The organism is Candidatus Aquicultor secundus (assembly GCF_002791875.1).
In the GTDB taxonomy this organism is placed as follows: domain Bacteria; phylum Actinomycetota; class Aquicultoria; order Aquicultorales; family Aquicultoraceae; genus Aquicultor_A; species Aquicultor_A secundus.
This window is the reverse complement of record NZ_PFNG01000245.1, coordinates 1-9,836: the sequence shown is the minus strand read 5'-3', so window position 1 is coordinate 9,836 and position 9,836 is coordinate 1. Positions and strand designations below refer to the sequence as shown.

At 52.8% G+C, this 9,836-nt stretch carries 4 protein-coding genes; 1 reads left to right on the top strand and 3 read right to left on the bottom strand.

Going from position 1 to position 9,836, the window contains the following annotated elements:
* The coding region (locus tag COY37_RS10395; RefSeq protein ID WP_286977510.1) for a S8 family serine peptidase at positions 1 to 1,888 on the bottom strand (1,888 nt) is incomplete at its 3' end.
* Between the two features lie 255 nt (positions 1,889 to 2,143).
* Between COY37_RS10395 and COY37_RS10390 the strand changes: the two genes are divergently transcribed.
* Positions 2,144 to 3,817 carry an S-layer homology domain-containing protein gene (locus tag COY37_RS10390; RefSeq protein WP_286678880.1) on the top strand — a complete coding sequence of 558 codons (1,674 nt, stop codon included), beginning with the start codon at positions 2,144 to 2,146 and terminating at the stop codon, positions 3,815 to 3,817.
* A gap of 262 nt (positions 3,818 to 4,079) precedes the next feature.
* Here the strand turns inward: COY37_RS10390 and COY37_RS10385 are convergent, their stop codons facing one another.
* Together COY37_RS10385 and COY37_RS10380 are read right to left on the bottom strand one after the other, a co-directional pair.
* Positions 4,080 to 5,099: a CAP and S-layer homology domain-containing protein gene (locus COY37_RS10385; protein WP_286678879.1), complete on the bottom strand. Its 1,020-nt coding sequence runs from the start codon at positions 5,097 to 5,099 to the stop codon at positions 4,080 to 4,082.
* A 219-nt stretch (positions 5,100 to 5,318) separates the two neighbouring features.
* Positions 5,319 to 9,788 carry an S-layer homology domain-containing protein gene (locus tag COY37_RS10380; protein WP_286977507.1) on the bottom strand — a complete coding sequence of 1,490 codons (4,470 nt, stop codon included), beginning with the start codon at positions 9,786 to 9,788 and terminating at the stop codon, positions 5,319 to 5,321.
* Between the last annotated feature and the right edge of the window lie 48 nt (positions 9,789 to 9,836).

Below are 9,836 nucleotides of genomic sequence, written 5' to 3'. Positions count from 1 at the left end.
TCGTTACCTCGTCCCTTTTGATCTCCTTGTCCGGGGCGAATTCATCCTTGCTGTAACCGGTGACCAGGCCCATGTCGTAGGCGGCCTCGATATACGGCCAGGCCCAGGATGTAGACGGCACGTCTTTAAAATAGCCGCTGTAATAGGTTTTCTTGGAGAGGCCCATCCCTTCCATCAGCATCTTTACAAACTCTGCCCTGCCGACGGGGTTGCCGGGTTTAAAATAGCCACCCGGATAACCGGATATGACTTTGCTTGCGGTGAGCGCCTCTATATCCTCGAACGCCCAGTACGACGGGGCGACGTCCGAGAAGGTCTGGCGGTAGCAGGTGACCTCAGAGGAACTTGAGTTGCCGCTCTTATCATAGGCCACAGCGTCCACTATATTTTTTCCCTGGAACTTATCGGAGCTGACGCTGACCTTATAAGGGGGTGTCATGGACGAGCCCACCCTCTCCCCGTTCACGAAGAAATCGACAAAGGCAACGCCGCTGTCGGCATCCGCCGCTGTTGCCGAAACAATATTGCTCGTGCCTGAAACTTTGGAGCCCTCCGTCGGTGACGCGATCGACACGCTTGGTTTGACGTTGTCACTGTCACCGAAATCAACCGCACGGCTGGCATCGATGCGCCCGTGGCCAAAATAGCGGTCCCAACCGGGGGTGCCAAAATCGTCCGCGGTAACATACAGTATTCCTTCAACTCGATCGCTGCTCAAGCTGGGGTTTTCGGACAAAATGAGGGCCGCGAGGCCGCTTACGAAACCCGTTGCCATCGACGTTCCGGTAAGCGCCTCGTAGGCGGAGCCGTCATAGGATTTTGTCTTTGGGGATGTCGAGAGAATAGATACCCCCGGGGCCACGACGTCTACGTAGGGGCCAAAATTGGATTGGTGCATCCAAACATCCTTGCTATCCGTTGCCCCAACACCGACAACACCGTCATAAGCCGCAGGGTAATTGGGATCGGCAACGCCGTCGTTGCCGGTAGCCGCGACAACGATAACGCCCTTATCGTGGGCATACTTTATGGCATCGGCAAGGGTTTTGGATTGGGCCGGGCCGGAGAGGCTCATGTTGACAACCCGCGCCCCGTTATCGGCCGCCCAGATCAGGCCTTCCGCTATATTTGCGTCCTCGCCAAGCCCCACATCATCCAGCACTTTAACGGGCATGATCCGTGCGCCGGCCGAGATACCGGCTATGCCCAGGCTGTTATTGGTGACGCCGGCGATAATGCCGCTGATATGCGTGCCGTGACCGGCGTTGTCTTGCAGATCATTGTCGCTTGCCTGCTTGCCTGTCGGGTCTGTGAAAAAATGCTTGCCTAAAATTTGCCCCGGGTTGCTCGGGTCCATCGCGAAAATGCCCTGGAGGTCTTCATGGGCGGTGTCGACACCGGTATCGAGCACGGCGACCTTTACCTGGTTCGGACTTGCAACCTTTTCCCAGGCGTACGGCATACCGATCTGCGTAAGCCCCCATTGATCGGGGTACAGCGGGTCGTTGGGGGTGAATGAGGCGGCTTTTCGCGTGTAATTGGGTTCGGCGTACTCTACCAGGCCGCTTGCGTTATAAGCGCTTAGTGCCTTATTGATATCGCTTTTACCCAGGGTTATCTTGATTACTCCAAGTTTCGGCAGTTTTGAAACGCGCTTTCCACCTAGTCGAGTATTGATAGCCTCTATTGCTTTTAGACTTACGCCGGGCTTGGGCCTAATGAGGATTTGTTTGATTTTGCTTATGCCGGCGCTGTTTTTTACGTGCGCGGCGGGTATCCCTGCATGGTTCATGGTAATGGTTCCCGCTAATGCGGCTGTTTGGCCTGCGAGTAAAACGACGGCTGTCGATGCTGCTAAAAATGCTTTGGTATGCTTAAGAAAAAACATCCATTAACCACCTAACCTGATATCCGTTGACGATTAAAAATCATCGCGTACTGTCGGCGCATTTTCAATTGAGATATGTTATATTGCGGGATGTAACCACGTTGCCACTGATGTTCAATGGTATGATAAAAACACGAAATGAGCAATAACATATTGCATGGTTTAGCCATCCGCTCGTTTGTATGTTAAGCTTGTAGACGCAGGCAACCGGTGCTAAGATTCCGGTTATGTATTTAGTTTGCATGAGGGGTGCGAATGAAACGTAGCAACATTTTTACGTCGTTGTTTTTAGCAGCGTTAGTAATAACCTGCATCTTTGGTGGTTTGATGCCGGCCGATGCCGCCTCAAGAAAGTCATTCCCCGATGTTGGTAAGCATTACTGGGCCGCAAACAGCATTCTCTCTCTTGCCAACTACGGGATTATAAGCGGAAACGCCGAGGGCAAGTTTAAGCCAACCGCTAATCTGCGCAGAAGCGAGCTGGCCAAGCTTTTAACCACGGCTTTTATATACTCAAAAAGCCCGCAAGTGCCCGCGTTTTCTGATGTCGAGCCCAACCACTGGGCGGCCGGATTTATCTCTACCGTCATCGAGCAAGACCTGGTCGACGGCTTCCCCGACAATACATTTCGTCCAAATGCAGTGGCTACAAGGGTGCAGCTGGCTAAAATCCTGGTAAAAGTTAAGGGATACTCGACATCCAATGTAAGCGCTCAAACATTTGAAGATGTCGGATCGGGTTACTGGGGCTACAGGTATGTTCAAACAGCAGCCAAAAACAATCTGATAAGCGGCTACTCCGACGGTACATTCAGGCCGAACGCGCAGATAACCAGGGCTGAGGCCGCAGCACTTATCTACCGGGCGCTCTTAAACAAAGACTATCTGCTCGAGCGTTCGTCGGCCAATCAAGTTACCTGCGAGCGATATCGCCGTTTTACCGGGGCGGGACCGATGAACATCAACGTGCTTAAGGTACCGAAAGCAGCTCCGGTCTCAATAAAGCTCGGCCTTGCAAAGGACAGGGTTGCGGCACGCGAGAGGCTGAGTTCGATGGCCAAGAGAAAGGGCGCGATAGCCGGCGTTAACGCCGATTTCTTCTCGCTTAAGACCGGCGGCCCGAGCGGCCTAATGGTGGACGACCAGATCCTGTCCTCACCCATCAACAACAGAAGCTACTTCGGCATCTTACCCGATAAGACGTGCTTTGTTGATAGGGCCTCGATGAGCGCTTCGGTGACGGCGGCAACCGGGCGGGCGGGCATTATCGCATGGCTTAATAAGTACCGCGACCGGGATTCCGATACGATTTATGCCTACACCCCCTTCTACGGCCCCTCTACGCTTACGGAGGATACGGGCACTGAGGTAACGATACGGATAGACGGCCCCGTAACGCCGAGCAGCGAGCTTACGGGAACGGTTATCAGCGTCCAGCACGGCGGCAACTCGCCGATACCGCTTAATTGTATCGTCCTCTCGGCTGATTCCGGCTCAGGCAGAAACTATCTCGATGGTACTATGAGGGTTGGCGATACCATAAACCTGAAGTTCTACCTTAACCCCTGGCAGAGCGGCGCCATGGCCATCGGTGGGGGCCCGAGACTTGTCAGAGCGGGGCAGGTGAACGTTGAGAGCGAGGCCTTCGATTCCTCCCAGGTCAAAGGCAGAGGCCCGAGAACCGGCATCGGAATCGATCCGCAAGGCAACCTGATAGTAGAAGTAATCGATGGCAGAAGTGATTGTTTCAGCATCGGAATGACCCTGGCCGAACTCGCTGCAGACCTCAAGAGTAGGGGTGCTGTCGACGCTATGAATTTTGACAGCGGCGGCTCGTCCACCCTTTACTTCAACGGCGATATCTACAATTACCCAAGCGACGGCAGCGAACGCTCGATCAGTAACGCCATTCTGTTTGTTCCAAACTAAGTTTAATTGTTGAGTAATCTATAGATGCAGGAGAACAAGCTCGCCAAGACCCCGTGTGGGTCTAGAGAGTGGGTTCTAGTAGGCAATAGGCAGATTACGAACCAGGGTTTGGTAGGTGTCATTCTGAGGCGATAGCCGAAGAATCTGGAATGTACTTACAGCGATTGCCACTGCCTAGCGTCTAGGCGAGGTTACACTATCTATGAAGAAGGTTTTATTCTGAATCCTGACTCCTGGCTCCTGCTGTCACTTCTAGACCCGCTTACCTACTAAGAAGCCTGTACATGCATGCTGCTGCGTCGGCCCGGAGGCAAATGGTGTTGGGGCGGAACTTGCCGTTGGGATAGCCGCTTATGATGTTGTTGGATGAGGCGATCAGGATATAGCTTTTTGCCCAATGACCGGCTATATCGGAAAAGCTCTGATTGTTTGTCGTTAGTTTAAGACCGCCGGTCTTGCTGATGACTTTTACCATCTCCGCCCGGGTTATGAGGCTGTCCGGCCTGAAACTGCCATCGGCGTATCCGTTGATATAGCCGCGGTTGGCCAGCGTGGATATGTAGGCCTTAGCCCAATGGCGTTTTGTATCCTTAAAAACCTTGGTTCCGTTAATTGGGATATCGAGCGCTTTAACGATCAGCGCGGAGAACTCCGCCCTGGTGATGGGATTATCCGGTCTAAAGGTGCCGTCAGGGTAGCCGGAGAGCGCTTTTTGCTTAACCAACCACTGGATGTAGCCGTACGCCCAGTTACCCGACTCGGAGACTTGTGCGATCTTGGCCGATGAGTCAACAACGCCGCCGAAATCGGCGGTCCAGTACCACTGATAATCCGACTCGGGCCCGAGAACCCGGCTTACGCCGATCGCTTTGTAATCCTTGCCGAGCATAATGCTGTTATGCCCCGGTGACTGTTTCCAAGCGTTAAAAACATCCGCCGCCTTCCACATCCCCGCTGCAATGTTCTCGCCGAGCGATGTGTTCGCGCTGTAGCCCGTCGCCTTGATCCTGTCGGCAAAATTTGCGCCATTTTGCGAATCATGTGAGAAGTAGTTGTCGGCGGCCATATCGGCGCTATGCGAGTGGGCGGCATTTGACAGCTTATCTAAAAGAACAAGCTCGCTAATACCCCGCGTAGCCCGGTAACCGTTGATTAGTTTTACCAGCTTTATCTCCTCATAGCTTGCGGCCTGTGCGAGCGGCGCCACGGCAAGGAGTACTAATACCGCCAATAGTGCTGCGGTGAATACCGCTATCGTTTTTCTAGAGTTTGCCCTTTTCAAAAGTAGCCCTCCTCTTAGTTCGATTAAGCCGTGAATCCTAGATTGCCTGCGCCGCCCTCTTTATTGCTTGCTAATAGGGCGCAAGCTTAGCTATTGCTTGTCTATACATTTAGTAAAGGTCTGTACTTTTAGCACATTAGCCTCTAATCATACATTTAAAGGCAGGGCGCTTCAAGTTTAAAACGACAATCGCTGGTTTTGGTTACGCCCAGCAGGCGTTTATTTGCAGATCATGTAAACGGTTTTTGATGCCTCCGCCCGGTTGGTAAACTTAAGCGGCTTGAAGGTTCTGTCCGGGTAGCCGCTAATAATGCCGGAGTTCATGGCGGTCATGATCGGCATATAGCCCCAGAAATCCCGGGCGACATCGGAGAACACGGTACCCGCCACGTTCTCGGGCAGCGCGCATGCTTTCATAATAATCTTAGCGGCTTCCGCCCTGTTAACAGGCATGTCGGGTCTAAACCTGCCGCCGGTGTCGCCATCGATAATACCGGCGCTCTTTGCGGCCTCGACATACGGCCACGCCCAGCACTCGGGCCCAACATCGCTAAAGTCAGCGGCAAAAGTAGTCGCGGGCGCAATCTTGGCGGCGACAACCACCATTTTTATAAACTCGGCCCTTGTAACCAGATCGTCCGGTCTGAACCGGCCATCGGCATAGCCTTTTATGATCCCGTCACTTACCAGTTTGTTGACGTACTGGAAAAACCAGTTGGTCGGCTCGACATCTTTAAACAGGCTTTTGCCCTGGGCGATAACAAGGGATTGATAGGCATCGATCGGGTTTTTATATCCCCCGAGATGTAGTTCGAAATGAAGATGCGAAGCGGTGTTTTCCGCGTTGCCGCTATCGCCTACATACGCTATGAACTGACCGGCCGTTACCCGCACGCCATCGGCGATCCCCGGCGCATAGGCATGCTCCGGGCCACCCATACCATCATCGGTTCCTGGATTATCGTTGTTAATATGGACGTAAAAGTAGTCGTTACCGTCATCGCCGTGTAACAATAGCTGGTAATACGGCAGGCCGTTTGCCGTGCTTGTTTGCGTGCCGTCGCAAATCCAATCGACGGTGCCGTCGACGACCGCCAGGATTGGCGTCATCTTATCCGCCATGATATCGGTGCCCTCATGCCCCCGCTTGCCGCCGTCGCGCGGCGCACCGAATGTATCCTGAAAGCTGCATTTGCCGGCAAGCGGAAACACAATCGGAACAATGGTTGGCGTATCGGTAGCTACCCCCGTCTGGGCCATCGCGGCCGGCGGTTTCGGGGATAGTAGTATCAACAGGGATAGGGCCGTAACCGGCAGAAGTAGTAGAGACAACCATGATAATTGTGGCATTACTAGTGATAATCGTTGCTGCATAAAAACCTCCATCGCTAGTTCAAAAGACGGATTACCACATAATAGCATATCGTCAGATTGGTGAAAATGGGGGACGTTGTTTTGCGGCCTGAAGGTGCCGTCGCCGTAGCCGGCAAGAATACCGGATGTCTTAAGCGACAAGATATATTTATCGGCCCAGCACGAGTTGCAATCGTAAAAACCACTCGTCGCGTTACTTATCGACATGCCTTTCGCATTGCAGATCATCTTGGATATCTCGGCCCTTGTTACCCTGGCATCGGGCTTGAACGTCCCATCCCCATACCCGTCGATTATCCCGAGCTGTTTGGCCTTCTCAATATATCCTTTAGCCCAATGACTAGAGACATCGCTAAACGAGAATGTCGCACTATCAAGCGGTTTTTCCCCTAGTGAAGCCAGTATCAGCTTGCAAAACTCGGCCCGCGTTACGTAATTTTGCGGCTTAAACGATCCGTCGCCATAGCCGTCGATAACACCGGCCGCGGTCAGCTTGACTATGTAATCCTTATACCAGACATTTACGGGAACATCGGCAAACGCTATATCACCCAAGACAGCGATGGTCGTTATTTTTACAATATCAGACGGGTCGCTTTCATCACCGCCCAAGTTTGCCGCTGTTACCCAATAATAGTAGATATTGTTAAACTCAATCCTCTCATCCCTAAAGAAAGTGGCGGTCACCGGTGAGTCGTTAAGTTTTACACCGACACCCGGTTTACTATTAGCACGGTAGATATTGTAGCCGGTAACACCCGGGTCGGAGACGCCGGACCAATTCAGGCTCACGTACCCCTTACCCTGATTGGCTATGAGGTTTTTTGGATAGCCATCGATCGCGACGTGTTTCACGGTGTCATCCGAATCATTCCGGCCGTTGACGCCCGGTGAGGCACCGCTCCCGCCGGAACCACCCGACCCACCAGTTCCGCCTGAGCCGCTTCCGCCGCTACCCCCGTTTCCACCGTCGCCAGTGCCGCCGACCCCAAGCGTATTCAGGACAAGATACCGCAAGAGACCGTCCCCGCCCTCATCGCTTCTATCGGGGCTGCAGAAGTAGCTGCTATATACAACCCTGCCATTGCCCCACTTAAACCCCACAGCAAGCGGCTTATCGGTAAGGGTTACCCCGTTACCCGCTGCGATATTTCCTGTAGCGAAGATGTCGGCGCCGGATGCAACCGAGTCAATCGCAATCCACGGCGTCATAAACTCGTTAAAACTAACCGCCAGGGATGTTGCCGGCTCCGTGGGGTTCAAGTAGTCGGCAAATCCGCTGTCCTTAATAGCGGCCTCGATTGTCTGCGTCGTCGTAATTCTATTGGCGCCGAACGTTATTTTTCCGGGAAATGCCTGCCCAACCAGGAGATACGACATATCCGACGCATACAACGACCCGCCGTTGTTCACAAAATTCTTGATGACAGAGGTCTGGGTGGCGTCGAATGTCAGCGGGGATGAATCGATAAAGAGACAACGCAGATTTTTGTTGAGTTCTTGCGCGCTGGTCAGGTCGTCGGTGGTAACCACGGACACATCCGGATACCCCAGGCCGGCCAGGATATTCTCGATCTGCTCGTATGCCTGCACGCCGCTCTCCTCCGGCTTTAAGAGCCCGATATCGGTCTTCTTTAGGACGAAATATTGATCCTTGATATCGCTTGCCAGGTCGGTTTCAAATTGCGAAGCGGTGTAGCCCAGCTTCGTGGTGACTATTTTATAGGTACCGGCGTTCAATTCGGTGCCGTACTTTCCATCCGGCGATGTTTCTATCTCGACCATAGGGCTGCCGTCCGCAAAGAGATGTATCTTTGCGCCTTCTATGCCTTTATTTTGTTCGTCAACAACTCTGCCGCTGATTTCAAAGACCGCCTTTTCGGCCTGAATGCGGGCATTCGTTACCGTCTCGGTTGTAACGCCCGAGCTACCCGCCACTTCGACCTCAACGGGGCCTTCGGCCGTTCCGCTATCGACGTCGTAATAGATGCCGGTGAAAAATATATGCCCTGCGGTACTGGTGCTCGCATCGCTTACATTCCAAATAGCGGTTTTGGAATCCTCCGATAACGTGGCATCCAGACTGTCAAACCTCACCCCAAGATATGTGGCCTGCGGGCTCTGCGAAAACCTTACGCCGTCTGTAAGAATCTTTAACGTGACTTTGTTTGAAGCCGTAGTCGTTGTAAGCGATTGGGGCCGGTTTTCTTCCATCGTAATAAGGGCCCCAACCTGGGAGTTTTGGTCGGCATAGATGATCGGCTGGCTGGTCGCCTGGGTTTGCGTGCCGTAGATTACTTTGACCCGCGTAATGTTTCCATCCGGGTGAATTGAAGCAACTATGATGTCGTCGTTCAAACCGGGGCTTGCTTTGGTTGAAAAATACCCGTTCTGGTCGGCTGTTGCGGTAGAATCGGTATAATTATTCGGCGACCCAGGTGGCCAGATGCGCGCGATTATATAACTGTTGCGGGCGGTCTCGCCGGAGATCGTCCCCGCGTTAAAATCAACGTCGGCTTTAAGGTTGGCCTTAAAGGTATTTACCTCGTAACCTGAGGAAATAGTTATTGTGTAACCGTTCTTAATATCAACCTTAGGGCTAAAGTTAACGGTTTTAAAGTAGCCGTCGCTATCGGTTGTCGCCTGCGCGCTGCCCAATTTAGTGGGGCCCGAGTAAACATCGATAGTCGCCGTCGTCTCCGATTGATAGTAATATCCCCATACCATGTCTTCGGTGAGGCCGACCATGCCGTAAGGCGCTATCGGATAGGCGCTGACTATATTTCCATTATTTTCTGTGTAGCTCACGCTGAAGTAATCGGCGGGTAAAATATTGTAATCAGCGGCATAAACGCATTCGCCGTAGGCAACTGTTTGCGTATCTGTTTGCATATATATTGTAGCTTTGCCGTCATTATTAGACCTGTCTATATCGAGCTGTATGCTCTGGTCGGGATTGCTCTTAATATATACGGCGTCTTTCGTAGCACTTGTAAATGCGGTGAGATTTGGGGTGATAGTTTCCGTCGTCTGTGTCTGGTCCGCCGCGCCTATGGTAATGACGATCCGGTCCCCGCTCTTGATATCAAATGAGCTGTGCGGGCTAAAATCCTGCGGTCCGACGAAATAACTGCCGTCCGCGCCCGCTGTGGTTGTCGCGCTACCCTTCGCGCCTAAATCGTCTTTAACCGTTACCGTAACGGGCGCGAGCGGCTCGTAATTCCACCCGTTTACGGTGTCCCAGGTCAGGTTGACCCCCGACCCCGAATTACCGTAGGCAAAAGCAGCCCCGGGCGATGTAAATAACACAAGCATAAAGGCGGCGAGCAGCACCGTCCATATTAATGATTTCCTACGTGAAAG